General features: G+C 67.5%; 19 protein-coding genes. 6 read left to right on the forward strand and 13 right to left on the reverse strand.

Translation table 11 applies throughout. The features are described from left to right. Positions 1-51 precede the first annotated feature (51 nt). Both G6N45_RS04105 and pknB read left to right on the forward strand, forming a co-directional pair. Positions 52-1,329 carry a protein kinase domain-containing protein gene (locus G6N45_RS04105; RefSeq protein WP_163720526.1) on the forward strand — a complete coding sequence of 426 codons (1,278 nt, stop codon included), beginning with the start codon at positions 52-54 and terminating at the stop codon, positions 1,327-1,329. A gap of 7 nt (positions 1,330-1,336) precedes the next feature. Then, positions 1,337-3,202 (forward strand): Stk1 family PASTA domain-containing Ser/Thr kinase, encoded by a 1,866-nt coding sequence (gene pknB, locus G6N45_RS04110; protein ID WP_163720527.1) that lies wholly within the window; start codon positions 1,337-1,339, stop codon positions 3,200-3,202. Here pknB and G6N45_RS04115 read toward each other — a convergent pair. Next, on the reverse strand, positions 3,180-3,854 hold the full coding sequence (locus G6N45_RS04115) for an aminodeoxychorismate/anthranilate synthase component II (RefSeq protein ID WP_163720528.1): 675 nt from the start codon (positions 3,852-3,854) through the stop codon (positions 3,180-3,182). The genes pknB and G6N45_RS04115 overlap by 23 nt on opposite strands. 23 nt (positions 3,855-3,877) lie before the next feature. Continuing rightward, entirely contained in the window at positions 3,878-4,639 is a 762-nt protein-coding gene (locus G6N45_RS04120; protein ID WP_163720529.1) for a DUF881 domain-containing protein, read from the reverse strand. 89 nt (positions 4,640-4,728) lie between these two features. Between G6N45_RS04120 and crgA the strand changes: the two genes are divergently transcribed. Both crgA and G6N45_RS04130 read left to right on the forward strand, forming a co-directional pair. Then, positions 4,729-5,010 (forward strand): cell division protein CrgA, encoded by a 282-nt coding sequence (gene crgA, locus G6N45_RS04125; protein WP_048472524.1) that lies wholly within the window; start codon positions 4,729-4,731, stop codon positions 5,008-5,010. Positions 5,011-5,160: 150 nt separating this feature from the next. Beyond that, a complete protein-coding gene (locus G6N45_RS04130) occupies positions 5,161-5,592 on the forward strand; it encodes a PH domain-containing protein (protein ID WP_163720530.1) in 432 nt (143 codons plus the stop codon). A 9-nt stretch (positions 5,593-5,601) separates the two neighbouring features. Here the strand turns inward: G6N45_RS04130 and G6N45_RS04135 are convergent, their stop codons facing one another. Next, complete coding sequence (locus G6N45_RS04135; RefSeq protein WP_057149914.1) at positions 5,602-6,129, reverse strand: peptidylprolyl isomerase; 528 nt, start codon at positions 6,127-6,129, stop codon at positions 5,602-5,604. A gap of 107 nt (positions 6,130-6,236) precedes the next feature. Between G6N45_RS04135 and cwsA the strand changes: the two genes are divergently transcribed. Further along, positions 6,237-6,641, forward strand: coding sequence for a cell wall synthesis protein CwsA (gene cwsA / locus G6N45_RS04140; protein ID WP_163720531.1), 405 nt, complete (start codon positions 6,237-6,239; stop codon positions 6,639-6,641). A gap of 28 nt (positions 6,642-6,669) precedes the next feature. Here the strand turns inward: cwsA and G6N45_RS04145 are convergent, their stop codons facing one another. Genes G6N45_RS04145 through G6N45_RS04180 form a run of 8 tightly spaced genes read right to left on the reverse strand, consistent with a single transcriptional unit; the run spans position 6,670 to position 15,856 of the window. Further along, entirely contained in the window at positions 6,670-8,070 is a 1,401-nt protein-coding gene (locus G6N45_RS04145; protein ID WP_163720532.1) for an MCE family protein, read from the reverse strand. Position 8,071: 1 nt separating this feature from the next. Continuing rightward, a complete protein-coding gene (locus G6N45_RS04150) occupies positions 8,072-9,211 on the reverse strand; it encodes a virulence factor Mce family protein (protein WP_163720533.1) in 1,140 nt (379 codons plus the stop codon). Beyond that, complete coding sequence (locus G6N45_RS04155) at positions 9,208-10,500, reverse strand: MCE family protein (RefSeq protein ID WP_163720534.1); 1,293 nt, start codon at positions 10,498-10,500, stop codon at positions 9,208-9,210. The genes G6N45_RS04150 and G6N45_RS04155 overlap by 4 nt, the downstream gene beginning before the upstream one ends. Then, positions 10,497-11,777, reverse strand: a complete 1,281-nt coding sequence (locus tag G6N45_RS04160; RefSeq protein WP_163720535.1) for an MCE family protein — start codon at positions 11,775-11,777, stop codon at positions 10,497-10,499. The genes G6N45_RS04155 and G6N45_RS04160 overlap by 4 nt, the downstream gene beginning before the upstream one ends. Next, on the reverse strand, positions 11,774-12,802 hold the full coding sequence (locus G6N45_RS04165) for an MCE family protein (RefSeq protein ID WP_163720536.1): 1,029 nt from the start codon (positions 12,800-12,802) through the stop codon (positions 11,774-11,776). Before G6N45_RS04165 ends, G6N45_RS04160 begins: the two co-directional genes overlap by 4 nt. Positions 12,803-12,809: 7 nt before the next feature. Beyond that, positions 12,810-14,240, reverse strand: coding sequence for an MCE family protein (locus G6N45_RS04170; RefSeq protein ID WP_163720537.1), 1,431 nt, complete (start codon positions 14,238-14,240; stop codon positions 12,810-12,812). A 6-nt stretch (positions 14,241-14,246) separates the two neighbouring features. Then, on the reverse strand, positions 14,247-15,092 hold the full coding sequence (locus tag G6N45_RS04175; protein WP_163720538.1) for an ABC transporter permease: 846 nt from the start codon (positions 15,090-15,092) through the stop codon (positions 14,247-14,249). After that, entirely contained in the window at positions 15,089-15,856 is a 768-nt protein-coding gene (locus tag G6N45_RS04180) for an MlaE family ABC transporter permease (RefSeq protein WP_407664278.1), read from the reverse strand. The genes G6N45_RS04175 and G6N45_RS04180 overlap by 4 nt, the downstream gene beginning before the upstream one ends. A 141-nt stretch (positions 15,857-15,997) precedes the next feature. On the opposite strand from G6N45_RS04180, the gene G6N45_RS04185 reads away from it, so the two are divergent. Beyond that, positions 15,998-17,338, forward strand: coding sequence for an L-serine ammonia-lyase (locus G6N45_RS04185; protein ID WP_163720539.1), 1,341 nt, complete (start codon positions 15,998-16,000; stop codon positions 17,336-17,338). Between the two features lie 40 nt (positions 17,339-17,378). Here G6N45_RS04185 and G6N45_RS04190 read toward each other — a convergent pair whose 3' ends face one another. Together G6N45_RS04190 and G6N45_RS04195 are read right to left on the reverse strand one after the other, a co-directional pair. Then, positions 17,379-20,210: a bifunctional diguanylate cyclase/phosphodiesterase gene (locus G6N45_RS04190; RefSeq protein WP_163720540.1), complete on the reverse strand. Its 2,832-nt coding sequence runs from the start codon at positions 20,208-20,210 to the stop codon at positions 17,379-17,381. After that, positions 20,207-20,848, reverse strand: coding sequence for a heme oxygenase-like domain-containing protein (locus G6N45_RS04195; protein ID WP_163720541.1), 642 nt, complete (start codon positions 20,846-20,848; stop codon positions 20,207-20,209). Before G6N45_RS04195 ends, G6N45_RS04190 begins: the two co-directional genes overlap by 4 nt. Positions 20,849-21,018 lie beyond the last annotated feature (170 nt).

Genomic DNA, 21,018 nt, shown 5'->3' on the forward strand with positions numbered 1-21,018 from the left:
AGCGAAGCGAGACGAGCAGTGTCTCCGAAGTCGAGCGAAGCGAGACGAGCGATGAGCCCCCGCGTCGGAGTGACGCTGTCGGGCCGGTACCGGCTGCAGCGCCTGATCGCCACCGGCGGCATGGGCCAGGTGTGGGAGGGCGTGGACTCGCGGCTGGGCAGGCGGGTCGCGATCAAGGTGCTCAAGGCCGAGTACTCCACCGACGCGGAGTTCGTCGAGAGGTTCCGGGCCGAGGCCCGCACGGTCGCGATGCTCAACCATCCGGGCATCGCCGGCGTGTACGACTACGGCGAGACGGACATCGACGGCGAGGGCCGCACCGCGTACCTCGTCATGGAACTCGTCAACGGCGAGCCGCTGAACTCCGTCATCAAGCGCACCGGCCGGCTGTCGCTGCGCCACGCCCTCGACATGCTCGAGCAGACGGGCCGCGCTCTGCAGGTCGCGCACACCGCCGGCCTGGTGCACCGCGACGTCAAACCGGGCAACATCCTGATCACCCCGACCGGGCAGGTCAAGCTCACCGACTTCGGCATCGCCAAGGCCGTCGACGCCGCTCCGGTGACCCAGACCGGCATGGTGATGGGCACCGCGCAGTACATCGCGCCCGAGCAGGCACTCGGGCACGACGCCACCGCGGCCAGCGACGTGTATTCGCTGGGAGTCGTTGGCTACGAAGCGGTTTCGGGGAAGCGCCCGTTCACCGGGGACGGCGCGCTGACCGTCGCGATGAAGCACATCAAGGAGAACCCTCCCCCGCTGCCTGCGGACCTGCCGCCGAACGTGCGCGAGCTCATCGAGATCACCTTGGTGAAGAACCCCGGCATGCGCTACAAGTCGGGCGGCCCGTTCGCCGACGCCGTGGCCGCCGTGCGCGCGGGCCGGCGCCCGCCACGGCCCAACGCCGCACCGTCGATCGGGCGCGCCGCACCGACCGCGGTGAAGCCGGCCATCGCCCCCCGCCCCGCGGAGCCGACCGGCCGGGCCCCGGCCGCCACCTCCCGCACCCGGACCACCGGCAGCCACCACCGCTCGGCTCCCCCGGCGCGCCGGACGTTCTCGTCGGGTCAGCGGGCGCTGCTGTGGGCCGCCGGTGTGCTCGGCGCGCTGGCGATCGTCATCGCGATCCTGATCGTGCTCAACGCCCAGGACCGCAAGGACCGGGGGCCCGCGCCGCCGACGGTCACCGAGACGCCGTCGCAGAGCGGCACCTCGGAGACGCCGGCCGCCGCGCCCGCCACCATCATTGATCATGAGAACGCCCGTTTGTGGGTAATACGACCCCCTGTCCACGCGCCGCCGCCCGCGGTGCGCCCCAGCCAGAACTGATGTTGCGATGACGACCCCACAGCACCTGTCCGACCGGTACGAGGTCGGCGAGATCCTGGGCTTCGGTGGCATGTCCGAAGTCCACCTGGCACGCGACCTGCGCCTGCACCGCGACGTCGCGATCAAGGTGCTGCGTGCCGACCTGGCCAGGGACCCCAGTTTCTACCTGCGCTTCCGCCGCGAGGCGCAGAACGCCGCCGCGCTCAACCACCCGGCGATCGTCGCGGTCTACGACACCGGCGAGGCGGAGACCCCGACGGGCCCGCTGCCCTACATCGTGATGGAGTACGTCGACGGGGTCACGCTGCGCGACATCGTGCACACCGAGGGCCCGATGCCGGCCAAGCGGGCCATCGAGGTCATCGCCGACGCCTGCCAGGCGCTGAACTTCAGCCACCAGCACGGCATCATCCACCGCGACGTCAAGCCCGCCAACATCATGATCAGCAAGACCGGCGCGGTGAAGGTGATGGATTTCGGCATCGCCCGCGCGATCGCCGACGCAGGCAACCCGGTCACCCAGACGGCCGCGGTGATCGGCACCGCGCAGTACCTCTCCCCCGAGCAGGCCCGCGGCGTCAAGGTCGACGCCCGCTCCGACGTGTACTCGCTCGGTTGCGTGCTCTACGAGATCCTCACCGGCGAGCCGCCGTTCGTCGGCGACTCCCCGGTCGCGGTGGCCTACCAGCATGTCCGGGAAGACCCGGTGCCGCCGTCGGCGCGGCACGTCGACATCTCCCCCGACCTCGATGCCGTCGTGCTCAAGGCGCTGGCCAAGAACCCCGACAACCGGTACCAGACGGCCGCCGAGATGCGTGCGGACCTGGTCAAGGTGCACAGCGGCGAGCGTCCGGACGCCCCCAAGATCTTCACCGACGCCGAACGGACGTCCCTGCTGTCGTCTGCTCCGTCCCACTCGCGCACCGAGTCGGTGGCGCACCAGCCCCGCTACGTGGCGCGCGAGCGCAGAGGGTCGGTGGGCCGGTGGCTGGTCGCGGTGGCGGTGCTCGCCGTTCTCACCGTGGTGGTCACCATCGCGATCAACTCGTTCGGCGGCGAGACCCGCGCTGTGCAGGTGCCCGATGTGCGCGGGCAGGTGTCCGAGGACGCCATCGCCGCCCTGCAGAACCGCGGCTTCAAGACGACGGTGGCGAAGAACACGGATTCGGAAGTGCCGCCCGACCACGTGATCAGCACCGATCCGGCGGCCAACTCCTCGGTCAGCGCCGGCGACGAGATCACGGTCAACGTGTCCACGGGGCCAGAGCAGCGCGAAGTGCCCGACGTGTCCGGCTTGAGCTACGGCGATGCGGTCAAGAAGCTCACCGACGCGGGCTTCAGCCGCTTCCGGCAGACCGTCTCGGCGTCGCTGGCCGAGCAGCGCGACCGCGTGCTGTCGACGGTGCCGCCGGCCAACCAGACCTCGGCGATCACCAACGAGATCACCATCGTGGTGGGCAGGGGCCCGTCCACGGCCGTGGTGCCCGACTGCGTCGGGCAGACGATCGAGGTGTGCCAGCAGGTCATGTCCGCATCCGGGTTCACCAAGACGGTTCCGGTCGAGGTGGACAGCACCACCGCCGCCGGACAGATCATGGGCAGCGATCCGGCGGCGGGTCAGACCGTCCCCCAGGACACCGTCATCCAGATCCAGGTCTCGCGCGGCAACCAGTTCGTGATGCCGGACCTGACGGGCCAGTTCTGGACCGACGCCGAACCACGGCTGCGCGCGCTGGGCTGGACAGGCGTGCTGGACAAGGGCGCCGACGTGCAGAACAGCGGTCAGCGGACCAACGCCGTCGTCACCCAGAGCCCAGCCCCGGGTTCCGCGGTGAACTACGGCTCGCGGATCACGCTGGGGTTCGCGTCGTAGCGGCCGCCACGGCGGTCGCGACCTCGTCCTCGAGGCGGGCGACCAACGCCTCGGCGGGTGCGGCGCCACACTCGGCGAGCCAGTTGGCCAGCATCCGGTGCCCGCCCTGGGTGAGGATCGACTCCGGATGGAACTGCACGCCGTGGATCGGCAGCTCGATGTGCCGCACGCCCATGATCACGCCGCCTTCGGTGCGGGCGATGACCTCCAGCTCGTCGGGCACGGTGTCCGGCAGGATCGTCAGCGAGTGGTAGCGCGTCGCGACGAACGGGTCGGGCAGGCCTTTGAGCACTCCCCTGTCGGTGTGGAAGACGATGCTGGTCTTGCCGTGCAGCAGTTCGGGTGCGCGGTCGACGGTGCCGCCGAACGCGACACCGATGGCCTGATGACCCAGGCACACGCCCAGCAGTGGCGTCGCCGCCGCCGCGCACGCGTTGACCAGGGGAATGGACGCGCCGGCCCGCTCCGGGGTACCGGGACCCGGGCTGAGCAGCACCCCGTCGAAGTCCCTTGCGACAGAGGCGATGTCGGCGTCGGTGGCCAGGCGGTCGTCGTCGTTGCGCCAGACCTGCGCGTCGACCCCGAGCTGACCCAGATACTGCACGAGGTTGAACACGAAGCTGTCGTAGTTGTCGACGACCAGAACCTGCATGTGACCAGGCTACCGCCGGGCCCTCAGTAGCCCAGCGGTCCGATGGGCTCGGCGTACCTCATCCGCACCGGCGCGGTGTACCCGACCACTTCGACGTCACGGGCCTCCTCGGTGTAGCCGAGGCCGAACCGCACCGCGTACTGCTTGTAGAGCGTCACCAGCGAGGCGTCGGCCAGGGCGCGCTGCATCGCGGCGGCGTCCCCGATCGCGGTGATCACATACGGCGGGCTGTAGGTGCGGCCGTTGAGCAGGAGCGTGTTCCCCACACAGCGGGGCGCGGAGGTGGCGATCAGGCGCTGGTCCTGCATCTGGATGCCTTCGGCGCCGGCACTCCACAGTGCGTTGAGCACCGCGGTGATGTCCTGCTGGTGCACGACGAGGTCGTCGGGCGAGGCGTCGCGCGGGAACCGCCCCTGAGCGTCGCGCTGTGCGTCGTTGAGGGTCACCACCAGGCCCGGGCCGCGCAACGGTGTCAGGGCGGCCTCCGGGGCGAGAGCGTCGGCACGGCGGGTGATCGCGGCCAGCGCCGCGGCCGCGGTGGGGGAGCCGCCGTGATGGTTCTCGATCTGCGGCGCCAACGCGTCCCGCTCGGCGGTCAGCCGGTCGACCGACCGCTGCGTCTCGCGCACCAGGTCGACCAGCCGCGGTGCGTCGCTGCGCCGGATCTCGTCCCCACCGGACACCCCGTGCGTGGCCCCGAGCAGCAGCCCCGCGGCCGCACACACCACTGGCACCCCGAACCGCCACATCGATCGCCGCCGCACGGTTGCGTCACGGGCTTTCATCGGTTCGGTCTCCTCACGCGTCGGTGCTGCTCGTAGCTGCGTTAGGCTTTGCACTACACATCGTCGCACCGATTCGTCCGAAGGTACCCATGCCCAAGTCCAAGGTCCGCAAGAAGAACGACTTCACCATCAATCCGGTGAGCCGGACTCCGGTCAAGGTCAAGGCCGGTCCGTCGAGCGTCTGGTTCGTCGTGTTGTTCGTCGGCCTGATGCTGATCGGGCTCGTCTGGCTGATCGTTTTCCAGCTCGCGGGCAGCGGCCCGGACGTTCCCAGCTTCCTGCAATGGATGAGCAACCTGAACGTGTGGAACTACGGCATCGCGTTTGCCTTCATGATCACCGGGCTGTTGCTCACGATGCGCTGGCGCTGACCGTCGGCGGAGCCGGATGTGACGAAGATCTCGACCCCCGGCGTTCGCCTGCTCGCAACCCCGCGGTCACCGGATCACATCGATGTGATTCATCCCCATTGGGGATAGCACTTGTGGATAACCCCGTTCGTCGCGGTAGGAGTGTGTGAGTTGGCCGCTCAGCAAACATCTTGGGGTCCACCGACGGCTGGCATCGCCGGGGCCGCCGCGGCGGGCGTCCTGCTCGCAATCGCCGTTGTGACGCTGGTCACAGACGTTCCGGGGCGCATCCTCATCGGCGTTGCGGCCGTGGGGTTGCTCGCGTTTGCGGTCGCGTCTTGGCGCGCCCGGCCGAAACTGGCAATCGACGGCGATGTTCTGACCTACCGCGGGTGGTTCACCACGAGGCGGCTGGCGCGCCCGGACATCAGCCTGATCCGCATCACGGAGTTCCGCCGGATCGGCCGCACGATGCGCCTGCTGGAGATCGACACCACCGACGACCGGCTGCTGGTGCTCAGCCGATGGGACCTCGGCACCGATCCGTTGCGCGTGCTGGACGCGCTGACCGACGCCGGCTTCGCGCGCGGCGCCGGGGCGTGAGGTGAGCGGTCAGGAGATCGTGACCGACTCGATGACGACCGGATCGGTCGGGCGGTCGCTGCGATCGGTCGCGGTGGTGGCGATCGCGTCGACGACCTTCTGCGACTCGGGGTCGACGACCTCACCGAAGATCGTGTGGCGCCGGTTCAGGTGCGGCGTCTTGCCGACGGTGATGAAGAACTGCGAGCCGTTCGTCCCCGGCCCCGCGTTGGCCATCGCCAGCAGGTAGGGCTTGTCGAACTGCAGCTCCGGGTGGAACTCGTCGGCGAACTGGTAGCCCGGGCCGCCGCGACCGGTACCGGTCGGATCGCCGCCCTGGATCATGAAGCCGTCGATGACGCGGTGGAAGACCGCGCCGTCGTAGAACGGGCCGGACGAGCTGCCCGACGCGTTCTCGGTGCTGTAGTCCCTGGTGCCCTGGGCCAGGCCGACGAAGTTGGCCACCGTCTTGGGCGCGTGGTTGCCGAACAGAGCGATCTTGATGTCGCCGCGGTTGGTGTGCAGGGTCGCGGTCGCGGTCTGAAGAGGACTCGTCACGGGAAGCCAGTGTGCCACGCCGCCTCCGACCCCCAACCGGGCACCGTGGGGTTGGCGGAAGTGGCAGGCTGGAGGTCCTAGTCACGCGCTGCCGAGAAAGGTGGGCCATGAGCTCCAAGACCCGAGTCCGGATGACCCCGAGCCAGCGGCTGAGCCGCGGCCTGAAGTATTCGACGGTCGGGCCGGTGGACGTCACCAGGGGAGCGGTGGGTCTGGGCGTCGACTCGGTGCGGTCGTCGGCGTCCTGGGTCGGTGAGCGCTACCGCACCAGCCAGGTCGCCCGCCAGCTGAAGGCCGAACTCGCCGCGGCGCAGGAGGCCATCGCGAACCTGCCCGAGACGTTGGACAAGGCACGCAGGCCGCGCAGCCGGCGCAGGCCGCGGCTGCTGGCCGCCGGCATCACCGTGGTGGTGCTGGCCGGCGGAGCGGCGGCCTTCACGATCATCCGCCGTTCGACGCAGCCGGAGCCCTCTCCGCTGCCGCCGAGCGTCGAGGTCACGCCGAAACCGTAACGGGGGTTGGGTCATGGCCGTCGGAGATTCAGCTCCCGGGCAGAAGCATTGACTGCCAATCCTTAGGCGGAACAGCGCCTTCCGCGACATCGGTGCGCGTGTACCGGTGACCATCGGGTCCGATGTAGGCGCCCGTCGCGGGGTCGTACTCCGCGCCGGCGAGCGCGGGCTGGGGCACACCCTGACCCGAGATCGTGGCGTTGGGATCGCCCTTCCAGTTGTATCCGTCGTTGAGCGGTACGTAGTTCTCGTTGCTGTCGCACATCGCCACGGTCGGCGCCCGCTTGCCGGGTCGATTGACACAGGGAAGATTCCGCACGCCGCGCACGCCGAGCGGCGAGTCCTGCGGCACCCGGCAGTACAGGTATCCGGGCGGCCGATCCGGATAGTCCTCCAGTGCCGCCGCGCGCTGCTGTTGAGCGGGGAGATAGCCGGTTGTACACGGCGGCGGCTGGTTGAGGCTCAGGTTCAAGCTCAGGTACGCGCCCCGGTAGGGCTGCTGGGTGTCCCGGTTCGCCAGGACGATCGCCTGCGCGACGGCCGCACTCTGCGGCAACAACACCAGCAGCTGCTCCAAGCCGGGCTGATAGGTGAGCATCACCTGCGCCACACTGACCATGTTCGCGGCGAGAATCGGCACAGTCGGCCGAATCCGCTCGAGAAGCAGGCGGACTTCCTCGACGGCCGGGCCACCCTGTACGAGAAGCTCGGCCACAGCGGCGTCATTAGCCTGCAACTGTTGACTGATGGTCGACAGGTGCGTTGTCCAGACACCGACCGCGGTCTGAGAGTCGTTCTGTGCCTCCAGGATCGGTTGCGATTGGTCGATCAGGTTCACCAACGGATCCAGGTTCTGGCGCGCGCCCGCCGCGAGTCGGCCGCCCGCGGTGACGAGTCGGGACAGGTCAGGCCCGAGACCGCCGAACGCGACGTACGACTCGTCAACCACAGTCTTCAGGTCGTCGTGGGGAATCGCATCGAGGCCGGTGTTCAACGAGTCGAGCACCGAATCTAAGTCGGGGGGTACGCGCGTGCGGTCCACGGAGATGACATCTCCGTTCTTCAGCGGTGCCGAATCCCGGCGGGGCAGTAGCGCGATGTACTGCTCGCCGACCGCCGACTGGCTGTGCACCTGCGCATCGAGGTCTGCGGGGATCGCCGTGCCCGACTTCAGTGAGAGCACCGCCGCCACTCCTGTCTCGGTCAGATGCACCCCTTTGATACGGCCGACCTCCGCTCCCCGGTAAGTGACGTTGCCGCCGGGATAGACGCCCGCCGTCCGGGGCAGTTCGACGGTCACCTGGTAGCGGCCGATCCCGAACATCGCCGGGAGTCTGATGTAGCCGAAGGCCATGGCCGCCGCGAAGATCAGCGCGATCACGGCGAAGAGCGCCAACTGGATACGGATGCGTAGCGTCAGCGGGGGCACGTCATCGTCCTTGGTCCCAACGGTAGGGAGCGAGAAGCGGATTGCCACCGGTGTAGGGACTCGGCAGCTGGCCGATCGTGCGGCCCCACTGCAACTCCAGTTCGGTCAGGTCACCTTCCCAGCGTGTCCCGGTGAGGAACGACGCGTCGAGGCGGCTCAGCGTCAGGTCGATGACGGCGGTCAGGTTGGCGAAGTCACCGCGCTGCCAGATCCCGACGTTGTCGGTCGGAAACGGGTAGGTGGCGAACAGACCCAGCGACCTGGTCAAGGCGGGCCCGGCGTCGGCCAATGACTGCAGCACCGGACCAAGGTTCTTGAGTTCGGTGATCAGGCTGTCCTTCGTCTGGTTCGTCGAATCGGCCACCAGAGAGCTGAACTCGCCGATTTGGTCGAGTGCGTCCACCAGGGTCTGCCGCTGGTCGCTGATCACCCGCAGCGCATCGGGGATGGTGTCGAGGGCCCTGTCCACCACCGGCTTCTCCTCGGCGAATTGACCCGCCAGGGAGTTGAGGCTATCGGCCGTGGCGATGATGTCGCCGACCTGGTCGTTGACGTAGCCGGTGAACGTGTCCAGCTGTGCGATCAGGCTGCGCACGTCCTGTTCGCGGCCGGCCAGCGCGGTGCTCAGCGACTCCGTGATGTCGTGCACCTGACCGATCCCACCCCCGTTGAGCAACAACGAGACTGCCGAGAGCACCTGTTCGCTCGATGGATACCTGCCTGCCGACGACAGCGGGATCAGCGCCCCGTCCTGCAGCCTGCCGCGTGGTGCGCCACCGGTTGGCGGCGCCAGCTCGACGTGCAGCGAGCCGAGCAGACCGCTCTGGCCGACGGTTGCCGTGGCGTTGGCCGGCAGCTCGACGTCGCCGTCGATACTCATTGTCAGCAGCGCGTGCCAGCCCTGCCGCTCGATCTTGGTGACGGTTCCGACCGTGACATCAGCAACCTGCACACGGGAATTCGGCTCGATGGTGCGCACGTCGGGCAGCTGTGCCTGGACCGTGTAGGCACCCGGGCCCCGGCCGGCGGTCCCCGGCAGAGGCATGGAGTTCAGCCCGCGCCACGCACACCCCGAGGTGGCGGCGGCCATGGACGCGACGAGCAGCCCGGCAATCACCCGGCTCAGCGGTGTCTGTCTCATCGGCCCTCCTGTGGCAGCATCATGCCGGTCAGACCGTCCGCGGGATCAGTGCGCTGCACCTCGGCGGGCAGCGGCGAATCCGGCCCGGTTACAGCCGGATTCGTCGCCGCCGGCGGGATGTAGTCGGGCCTCATCCAGTCCTCGCTGTAGGTCACTTCGTTGGGCCGGGCGGCGGCGCCGACGATGAGGTTCTCGCTTAGGGGCGGGAAGTTGTACTGGCGGTTCTTGACGATCGGCGCCAGGTACTGGACGCACAACTTGGCCGACTGCTCGGCGCCCAGCCGGGACGCGGCTTGTATCGCCCCGCACAGAAACGTGATCGGGTCTGCGAAGTTGTTGAAGGCGTATGCGCCACCCATCGTGGCTTGCGCGGGCTGATAAGTGTTCATCAGGTTCTGCAGCGCGTTCGGGGCGACGTGCAACGCCTGCTTGATGTCATCGAGGCTGGCCGTCAGCGTCGTCGACACGGATGCGAGTTTGTCCGTTGTGGTGCCGAGTGATTCACGGTTGTCGGCGACGAACGTGCGCACGTCGCCGACCACGCCGTCGAGTGCCGCGACGGCGTCACCGATCTCGTTCGGCTCGTCGGTCAGCAGCCCGGTCGCAGAGTCGAGGTTGGCGTTGAGGTGTCGCATCACCTCACCGCTGTCCTGCAGGGCGGAGACGAGAACCGACAGGTTCTTCAGACTGCCGAACAGGTCGTCGCTGTGGTCGCCAACGACTGAAATCGCTTGTGACAGTGCAATTATCGTCCGCCGAAGGTCTGCACCTCGGCCGCGCAGCGTCTCTGCGGTGGTGTGGACGACCGATCCGAGCGTGCTGGTTCCACCCGGTTCGGTCGGCTGCACCAGCTCGCTGATTCGTTCCAGCTGCGACCGCAGGTCGTCCCATTCGACCGGGACGGCGGTGCGATCTTCGCCGATCACCGTGTTGTTCTGCAACTCGGGCCCACCGGTGTAGGCCGGCGTGAGCTGGATGACTCGCGCGGTCACGATGGCGGGAGAGAGGATCACCGCGTTGGCCGTGGCGGGCACCTGGTACCGGCCGTCATACCAGAAGGTGATCTTGACGCGGGTCGGTTCCGGCTCGATCCTGTCGATCTTGCCGACCGGGACCCCGAGGATGCGCACCTCGTCACCGACGAAGATTCCGTTGCTGTTCGCGAAGTACCCGATGACGGTTCGTCGATTCGCTTCGCCGGCCGAATGAGCCAGCAGCGTAACGGCGACAGCACACGTCAGTGCGAATAGCGCGGCCAGGCCGACGCGGATGTTGGCGCGCCGGATCATCGGCCCTGCCCCTCGACAGGCGGGCCCGGCACCAGGACAGGTGACGGCGTCGGAGCGGGCGAGGGATCCGCGGGTGGTCCGGGTGGCGGACCGCCGGGCAGCGGCGCCGGCGAGGGGTCCCGGTACGGATAGCGAGGATCGCCGGGGATGCCCGTGATCGCGTCGGGAACGGTCAATCGGGGGTCACCGCCCTGTCCGGTCCGGGGGAACGGCATCGGCAGCGCGGGGGTTGCCGGCTGGCCGAGCTGTGGATCGGTGAGCTGTGCGGGTGTCAGGACACTCGGATCGAGGCCGAGATCCGAGAAGGCGGCGTCGACGAACGGCTGGATGAACTGCCCGGGCAGCAGGTTTGCGATGTAGAACTTGAAGAACGGTCCCGAGGACATCGACTCACCCGACGACATCGCGTACTGGTTGAATCCCTTGATTGCCAGCGCGATCCGATCCTTCCGGTTGTCGAGGATGGTCAGCAGCTGGTTCAGCTTGTCCAGCGCGGGCGCCAGCGTCTGCCGGTTCTCGGCGATGGCTCCTTTGATCTGACGGCTCACCGCCGAGATGGTTCCGGAGATCTCGTCCAGGGCCTGGCTCTGGCTCGTCAGGTCGGTCAGCAGGGCGTCGCTGTCGACGAGCATCTTCACGATGGCGTCGCTGCGCTCCGCCAGTACCGCCGTCACCTTGTCGGCGTCGGTGAGCAGTTTGCGCAACTGGGCGTCGCGGTCATTGAGTGTCTGTGAGAACCGCGACACACCCTGCAGCGCGGTCTTGAGCGCCGGCGCGGTCTGGGCGAACTCGTCGGCCATCACCTTCCACGAGTCCGACAACCGATCGGTGTCCAGTTGGCTGATGGTGGCAGTCAGATCACCCAGAGCGTCAGGCAGTTGATAGGGCGATGTCGTCCGGTCCAGGGGGATGGGGCCGGATACCGTGCCGTCGCCCCTTGGGGTCAGTTCGAGGATCTTGGCCCCGAGAATGCTCCTCGTCTTGATCGCCGCCTCGGTGCGGTTACCGAGGCGAATGTCCTTGTCGACCTCGAAGGTGACTAGCACCCGCGGGCCATCGAGGTCGATGCCGGTGACCTCGCCTGCCTTGAAGCCGGACACCTGCACCGCGGCCCCGGTGCGCAGCCCTCCCGCTTCGGCGAAGAACGCCGAATAGGCCCGGTTGGAGTTGACGAACGGAAGCTTCCCGTAGTTGAGGGCCCCGGCGATGATGCCGAGCGTGATGGCGACACCGACCACACCGACAAGGATGGGATCGCGCTCTGCGAACGTCTTCATCTGGGCGTGCACCTTCCGCTGGACTGGCCGGCCACCTTGACGTAAACGGGTTGTCCACCTTTGCCGTTCAGCTTCAGGATCAGGTCGCACAGATAGAAGCTGAAGAAGTCTCCGTAGAGGCCCTGCCGGTTGAGCATCTGATAGGCATCTGGCAGGGTGTCGATGAAGTGGTCGAAGTAGTCGCGATCGGACAGGACCGCCGTGGCGGTCCGATCGGCTTCGCGCACAACACTTTTGAGCGGCTCGCGACCCTGCGCAAGCAAGTCGCCGATCGACGCCGCCGCTTCATTGGCCTGGACGAGTCCGTTACGAAGGTCCTGCCTTCGGTCGGCCATCGTCGTCAACGACGCCGACAGTGAGTCGACGGCGGTGGCGAACTGTGAGCTGTGGTCGCCCAACGACCCCACAACCGTCTTGAGGTTCGTGATGACCTGCCCGATCAGCTGATCGCGGTCGGCCAGCTTGTTGGTCACGTTCGCGGTCTGCGTCAGGAACGCCGTGATCGTCGTGCCTTCGCCTTGCAGGGCGTCGATCAGCTGGCCGGACAGCGCATTGACCTGGTCGGGGTCGAGGGCGCGAAACAGCGGGCGAAAGCCACCGAGGAGTGCGTCGAGGTCAAGCGCGGGGGCCGTGTGCGACAACGGGATGGTGGCGCGGGGCTGGAGTATCCGGGTGCCACCGGCACCTTGCTCGAGCGCCAAGTAGCGCTCCCCGATCAGGTTTCGGTAGCGGATCACCGCTCTGCTGCCCTCCGTCAGTACCACGGAGGCGTCGGTCCCGAAGTCGACCAGGGCGATCCCGTCGTCGCGGATCCTGATGTTGTTGACCTTTCCGACCTCGACTCCGGCGATGCGGACGAAATTGCCGTTCTCCAGCCCCGAGACCGTGCGGAACTCGGCGGTGTACGTCTGTTCGGGCTCGAAGCGCAGTTGGGCGAAGACCGCCAGCATCGCCGCCAGGCCGAGTGCGCACACCGTCAGGAAGATGCCGACGCGCCAGATCGCACCGCTGAGGTTCTCTTTCATGCTTGCCTCATCGCGGTGCCGGGGTGGGTGTCGGTTGCTGTTGTGCCGGTGCGGGCACCTCGAACGGTTCCGAGCCTGGCGGCGGTGGGCCGGGTTCGCGGGCAGCGCCGGGCGGCGGTGCCGGAGGAAGGCCGGGCCACAACGGCGTTCCGTCGGGGGCGTACAGCGCTGCCCCGTACGGCGGTGCGCCCGGGTAGGGGATCGGTCCGGGTGCAGGGCCACCCGGGTAGCGGACACTGGGCGGTTCGGGCACGGCTCTGGTGACCGGGAAGTAGTCGGCATAACCGGGGAAGCCGATGCCCGGATTCGGCCGGATGTCCAGACCCGTGCCCCAGCCGGTGTTCGTGATGAGCTGGCGGACCGGCCAATTGGCGGCCACGTCGGGCAACGAGCCGCACCCCGGTGTGCCACCCGGACCACCTTTTGCACCGATGATCGGCAGATTCTGCGGGTAGCGGTAGGCATCCGGTGCGAAGAGCACTGCGCTGTCGAGGATCAGCGATGTGTGGTTGGCGCCCCCGGTGGCGTCCAGATACCCGGTGTCCAGGGCGGTCTTGGCGCCGACCAGCGTGCAGGTGAACGTCGGGTTGTACTTCAACAGCAGACGGGCGGTGGACTCGAAGACGTTGACCGCCGTGGTGATGTTCGGCTGGCTCGCGCCCATCAGGTCGATGCCGCCGCGCGCCAGCCCGACCACACCGGTGAGCACGGAGTCCAAGTCCTGTGCGTGGTCGGACACGGTGGCGCTGGTGGTTGCGGCGGCATCGAGTGCGGCCAGGACGTTCTGCGCGGCATCGCTGTAGGTGTCGCTGATCTCCCGCAGCGCCCGGCCGTCGGCGGTGATGGTCTCCGTGCGCGCGTTGATCGCCGTGAGAACCTCCTTGGTGTCGGTGATGGTCTGCCCGATCATTGTGCCGTGGCCGCCCAATCCCTTGGCGAGCGCGGCCAGCACGGCCTGCAGCTTCTCCGGGTCGACGCGGTCCAGGATGTCGGCGACGTCGCGGAACAGGGTGTTGATCTCGGTGCTGACGTTGCCGGAAGTGATGACGGCGTTCTCGGTCAGGCGTTGGGCGCTGGGGTCGCTCGGGTACACCAGTTCGACGAACTTCCCGCTGAACAGCGTCCCGGCCCGGATGCGCGCCCCCACGTTGGCCGGGAGGTACTTCAGCTGGTCCGGCTCGATCTCGAGCGTCAAGCTCACGTCGTCCCGCCCGCCGGTGACCCGGCCCACCCGACCGATCTGCACGCCCCGGAAGGTGACCTTCGCGCCGCGGTCCATCACCAGGCCGGCGCGATCCGCGGTCAGTGTCACCGACACGTAGTCGCGCAGAGAACCCGAGAACAGGATCGTGGTCGTGGCGATGGTGGCGACGATGGCGACGACGAAAATGAGAGTCCACCAGCCGGGATGCATTCCTTCTGAGCGTTGTTCGGCCATCGCGTGCTAACCCGAGAGGTGGAAGTTGCCGAATTGGCCGTAGATGGACATGGCGACCGCCAGCAGCAGGAGGGTCAACACGATCAGAGATGTCCGCACCGACCGGCCGACCGCCTCACCGACTCCGGCAGGTCCACCTGAGGCGGTGTAGCCGTAGTAGGTGTGCACCAACATGACCGCGATGCCCATCAACACCACGGTGAAGAACGACCAGAGCAGGTCGGTCGAGTTGAGGAACGTGTTGAAGTAGTGGTCGTAGATACCGGTGGACTGGCCGTAGAACCCGGTGGTGCCGATCCGGGCGGCCAGGAAGGCGCACACCATCGCGACGCAGTACAGCGGGATCACCACGACCACTCCGGCGACCACGCGGGTGGACACCAGGTATGCGACCGAGCGCACCGCCATGACCTCGAGTGCGTCGATCTCGTCGGCGATGCGCATCGCGCCGAGTTGTGCGGTGGCACCCGCACCGATGGTGGCCGCCAACCCGATTCCGGCGACGGCCGGGGAGATGATCCGCACGTTGACGTACGCGGAGATGAAGCCCGTCATCGCCTCCACCCCGATGCCGGCCAGTTCGTTGTACCCCTGCACGGCGATGACGGCGCCTGTCGCGAGAGTCAGGAATCCGACGACGACCACGGTGCCACCGATGAGCGCTAATGCGCCGGTACCGAGGCTCATCTGGGCGATCAGCCGGAGAATCTCGGTACGGTAGTGCACCAGTGCCGTCCCGATCTCGCGCACGGACCTGGCATTGAACGCGATCTGGGTTCCGACGCGATTCCAACCACGAACCAGGCCGTGCGTCGCATTCGAAAGGCCGGGATGATTTGCCAGCAACGTCATTTCACGCTCGCGTAGTAGACGGCGGTCGCGATGATGTTGATAACGAACAATGCGATGAACGCATACACGACGGTTTCATTGACGGCGTTGCCGACACCTTGCGGGCCTCTGCGCACCGACATGCCCTTGTAGCAGGCGATGAGGGCAGCCGCCGTTCCGAAGAGGGCGCCCTTGACCAGACCCAAGAGGATCTCGGGCAGTCCGGTGAACAAGGTGAGGCCGGCCACGAAGGCGCCCGGGGTGACGTGCTGGACGAACACGGCGAAGCCGAAGGAGCCGATCAGGCCGACGAAGGTTACCAGCGCCACCAGCGACACGGCGACCAGGGTGGCCGCCAGTACTCGGGGCACCACTAGGCGGTGTACGGGGTCGACCCCCATGACGCGGAGCGCATCGAGCTCTTCACGGATGGTCCGGGCACCGAGATCGGCGCACATCGCGGTGGCTCCCGTGCCGGCGACGACGAGGACGGTGACGATCGGCCCGATCTCCGTGACCGCAGCGCCGGCCGCGCCGGTCCCGGAGAAGTCGGTGGCGCCGAACTCGGTCAGCAGCACATTGAGGGTGAAGACGACGAGGACGGTGAACGGGATCGCCATGAACAGAGTCGGGACGACAGCCACTCTCGCGACGAACCATGTCTGCAGAACGAATTCGCGGTAGGCGAACGGCGGCTTGAACATCGCGACGAGCGTGTCCAGAGCCATGGCGTAGAAGCCGCCCAGCGAACGCAACGGCTTGAGGTCCGTTTCGGATAAGACCACCGCCGACCTCCCACCTGCTTCGACGACCCTGCTTCTCGTTAGGGTCACAGTAGGCAGCAAAGATTTCGCCGGACAGGAGTCCTTGGTCCTCTAAACCAAGGCAGGATGGCGTGGACGTCCCTGCACAGCTACGTTTTAGTCATGGCTGTGTCGGTGTTCGACCTGTTCTCGATCGGTATCGGGCCGTCGAGTTCGCACACCGTGGGGCCCATGCGCGCGGCGCACCGCTTCGCCGAACGGCTGCGCGGCTCACTCGACGAGGTCGCCCGGATACGCGTCGAACTCTTCGGTTCACTCGGCGCGACGGGTGCCGGACACGGCACCCCGGGCGCCGTGATGCTCGGACTCGAAGGGGCACAGCCGGAATCGGTCGACCCCGCCGCGGGTCGGGAGCGGATCGCCGAAATCGAGCGGGAGGGTCGGCTGCGGTTGGCGGGGCAGCGGCCGGTCGAGTTCGACATCGTGATGATGTTGCAGGCCATGGCTTTTCACAGCAACGGCATGGTGTTCAGCGCGGTACGCGCCGACGGCACCGAGGTGGACCGGCACGTGTACTACTCGGTTGGCGGAGGTTTCGTCGTGGACGAGGGCGAGGCGGCGACAGCGCCCGGCGACGACGTCGCCGTGCCGTTCCCGTTCCGCACCGCAACCGAGCTCGTCGCGCTGGCCGAGGAAAACCATTGCCGGATCGCCGATCTCGTGGTCGCCAACGAGGAGGCGCTCGGCAACGGACCCCGGCTGCGGGAGGGGCTGCTGCAGATCTGGGCGGCCATGCGCGAATGCGTGGAGCGAGGGCTGGCCGCCGAGGGCACACTGCCCGGCGCCCTGCACGTGCGCAGGCGGGCCGCGGCGCTGGCCACGGCGCTGGAGGCCGACCCGACCGATCCGCTGTTCGCGATGGACTGGGTGACGGTGTACGCGCTGGCGGTCAACGAGGAGAACGCCGCCGGGGGACGGGTGGTGACCGCACCGACCAACGGCGCGGCCGGCATCATCCCGGCGGTGCTGCACTACTACTGGCGGTTCGTCCCGAACGCCGACGACGACGGCGTCATCGAGTTCCTGCTGACCGCAGCGGCGATCGGGCAGTTGTTCAAGGCGAACGCGTCGATCTCGGGCGCCGAGGTCGGCTGCCAGGGTGAGGTCGGGTCGGCCTGCTCGATGGCCGCGGCCGGGCTGGCCGCGGTGCAGGGCGGGTCGCCGGCGCAGGTGGAGAACGCCGCCGAGATCGGCATCGAACACAACCTGGGGCTGACGTGCGACCCGGTCGGGGGACTGGTGCAGATTCCCTGCATCGAGCGCAACGCGGTCGCCTCGGTCAAGGCGATCACCGCCGCGCGGATGGCGTTGTTCGGCGACGGCACACACCACGTCAGCCTGGACACCGCGATCAAGACGATGCGCGACACCGGGGCCGACATGGCCGACAAGTACAAGGAGACCTCACGCGGGGGACTGGCCCTCAACGTCGTCGAGTGCTGATCACGGAGGTCAGGAAGCGGACGCAGCCGCTGCGGATCCTCTAGCCCGACGGCCCGGATCCCACCGCGCTGGAGGGGCCGCTCGGCGGGGGACCCGGCTGCGGCGCACCGTACCGGTCGCCCTGCACCCAGTCGTATCCCAGTGACAGCAACGTCTCTTCCTGCTCCCGAGTCTCGACGCCTTCGGCGATCATTCGCAATCCGAGATCCGATACCAGCCGGATCGCCCAGCGGGCGACGACGTCGGCGTCACCGCCGACCCGCGTCCGCTGGACGAACGTGCGATCCAATTTGACCATGTCGACCGGCAAGTTCTGCAGATGGGCGAGCGACGAATAGCCGGTCCCGAAGTCGTCGATGGCGACCTTCACACCGAGCGACCGAATGCCACTGAGCACCTGCTGGAGACGGCCCGCTTCATGCACCATCGCCGACTCCGTCAGCTCGATGGTCAATCGCTCGGGCGGGACGTCGTAGTGGTCGATCAGGTCAGCGAGGAAGGCGACGTACTCCGCGTCCACCGTCATCGCGCTGGCGTTGATGTCCAGGTGGAAATCCCGGGCGCGGTCGCGCAACAGCTCGAGGCACTCCACCACGGCACGCTCGGTGATCCGCCGATCCACCTGGCGGATCTGACCCGTCTCCTCGGCGAGCGGGATGAATTCGGCAGGCGCGACTTCGCCGGCCGGTTGGCGCCAGCGAGCCAGCGCCTCCGCACCGACGATCAGGCCGGTTCGCAGCGACACGATGGGTTGAAACGCCGGAATCAGCTCATCGCTCTCGAGCGCCTGATAGAGCTGCTGTTCGAGCATCGACCGACGCACCGCTCGGTAGGAGAAGTCGTCCTGATAGAACGCGATGCGAGATCCCCCGGCACGTTTGGCCGAGTACATCGCCAGGTCTCCGCGCCGTAGTAGTTCGGCGGCGTCGGCGACGCCGTCGGCATCACCATCGGTGACGGCTCCGATACTGACGTTCACGACGTTGGTGACCCCGTCCACGACCAACGGATCCCGGAACGCCGCGAGGATGCCCTCGGCGAGACGCGAAACCAGATCAGGCGTGGCATCGAGGAGCAGCACGACGAATTCGTCACCCCCGAGACGGAACACGCTGCCGAACCGTGCGACCAGGTAGAACGTCACTCGCTCCAGCCGATCGGCGGTGGCCCGCAGCACCAGGTCTCCCTTCTGGTGCCCGTACACGTCGTTGATCTGCTTGAAGCGATCCAGGTCGAGGAACAGCAGCGCGAAGCGGCGCGATGCCGACTGCGATCGGATCTCGCTGTCGACCGCCAGAGAGAGTGCGCGGCGGTTGCCCAGGCCCGTCAGCGGATCGATGGTCGCTTGGATCGCGAGCTGCCGATAGGCCCATTCGTTCAGACCGGAATGCACGGCCTGATACAGCGTGTCTGCTGCAATCCGATCGTGCTCGGACCACATGCGGCTGCGGTCAGTGACGTTCTCGACGAATTCGTTGAACGAGCCGCGCGGATGCAGCCGCCCGAACTCGTCCTTGCGGACCGGCGCGGTCACCTCCCCGCCCCAGCGGACGGTGTCGAGGAATGGTCGACGGAACCAGGCCAGGTACCCCTCGGGTGTGCCCGGCAGCCGGGACACGATCGCGCCCGCACACGCGTCGGATCGGGCGAGCTCCGGCATATCGACGGCCAGGCAGTCCGTCGCCTGCACGAGGTCGGCCCCGGCCGAGCCGGACTCGCGAACCCGTTCGTCGATCGCGTCCTGCAGCGGCACATCGCCGAGGCGGAACACCTCCCGACCCACGCGGGCCGCGAAACCGTCCGCTTCCACCGCCCACATCATGTCGTCGCCGGCCACCTGGATGCACTGGATGGCATCGTCGCCCGCCGTGAGGTTTCGTCGGAGTTCTTCGGCGAGCGCCGCCACCTGAGCACGCCGGGTCCCGAAGGACTTCTCGTCCATCGTCGCCGCGACGAATGAAGCGATGCGACTGAAGGTGGCCAACGCCAGACGATCACCCAGGCTCAGTGCTCGCGGCTCGGTGTGGTGCATGACGAACATTCCCGTCAGTCGCCCCCGTTGAACTACCGAGACCGTGGCGGTAGCGGCCACCCCCATGTTGCGCATGTACTCCAGGTGCACCGGCGAGACGGCGCGCCGGTGAGCGAAGGTCAGATCGAGCGGCTGCGCGGGCCCGCCATCCGGAGCCGAACCGAGGAGATGGACCGTCGGTCCGTCGACGTCCTCGATGACCCGCACCAGTTGCAGGACGTACAGACGACGGGCTTGAGGTGGGATGTCCGACGCGGGATAGTGCAGCCCGAGGAACGGCTCCAGGTCGGGCTGGTTGAGGTATTCGGCGGTCACCTCGCCGTGGTAGTCGGGATGAAACGTGTAGGCCATGGTGCGCGCATAGCCGAACATCTCGCCGAGGGCCTTCACCGTCTGCTCGGAGAACGCCTGCCAGCTTTGGGCCTGCAGGAGCCAAGCGATCATCGAGGTCGGATCCCTCGCAACCGACGCGATGTCACGCTCGATTTCGAGGATGTAGTGGCCAGACGTCGTGTGCGCGGTAATCACCACGGGATCTGTTGTCAACCAGGGCATCTGGCATCGCCAGCCATCGATATCGGCGAATCGCGTTGCGTCATCGGGTAGTTCGAGTGCACTCCCGATGTCCTCGACGCTCGAACCGAGCACGGCCGACGTGCGCAGGATTCCGGCAAGCGGCGCCTGGAGGTTCGACGACACATGGGAGATGCGCCGCCGCGCAACGTCGACCGCCAGGAGCCATCCGTGCGCCTGGATGGCGTCGGGCTTGTCGATCGGTTCCGTCTCGCAACCTTCGTGGCCGACCACCTTCCACATCGCCTCGGAGGTCTCGCTCGTCATCGATGTCCTCCGGCCGAGAGATGCTCCACGAGAGCCCGGCGGTGTACGTCGAAGCCGGCGCGCGCGGCCTCGACTGCCGCGCCCGTCTCATCCGGATTCGAACGCTCCAGGACGTCGAGCACCGTCCGCCAACGATCTTTGAGATGGTCACCGTACGGTCGGAGCAGCAGCTGCTGGCGGTCACCCCGCCACCACGGCGCGGTTCGGGCAATCCGCAGCATGTGCAGTCCGCCCAGTGCAGAACCGACGTAGACGTAGAGAAGTCCCAGCATCGTTGCGCGTGCGGGCGAATCTGCCATGAGCGGCTCTACCTCCGCGCCGCACGCATGCCGACAGTCAGGACGGGCGCCGCCCAGATCGTCCAGGAACGACGACTCGGCATCGATCGCTCTCCGCTTGGAAACGTCGGATGGAGACAGTCCTTCGCGCCACAGAGCGCGCGAGATTCGAGGCAACGTCACTTCGACGGTCTCGGCAGCCTCGATCAGCCCGCCGAGGACGGCTGCGTAGTACCCGCTTTCGACCAGGCGGGGGAGGTCGATCAGAGCGTCGACCGATGCGTGGTCGGCGGCGGTAGCGCGACGAAGGGCGGCAAGGGTGACTCCGCCTCGGTGTTTCGTCGACATCTCCACCGACATCCCACCCTCGTCACAATTCACACGCACGCCACGCAATGGTGGACTTCATTCTCCGCCGTGTGGGCGTGCGGCGTGGGCAGTTCGCGAGCAACAATGAGGTGTCGATGCGGAACGACGACTACGAGCCGGGATGGGGAGGAGGCGCCAGACCAGCAATCGCAGATTGCTGG

This window comes from Mycolicibacterium psychrotolerans, assembly GCF_010729305.1.
Lineage (GTDB): Bacteria > Actinomycetota > Actinomycetes > Mycobacteriales > Mycobacteriaceae > Mycobacterium > Mycobacterium psychrotolerans.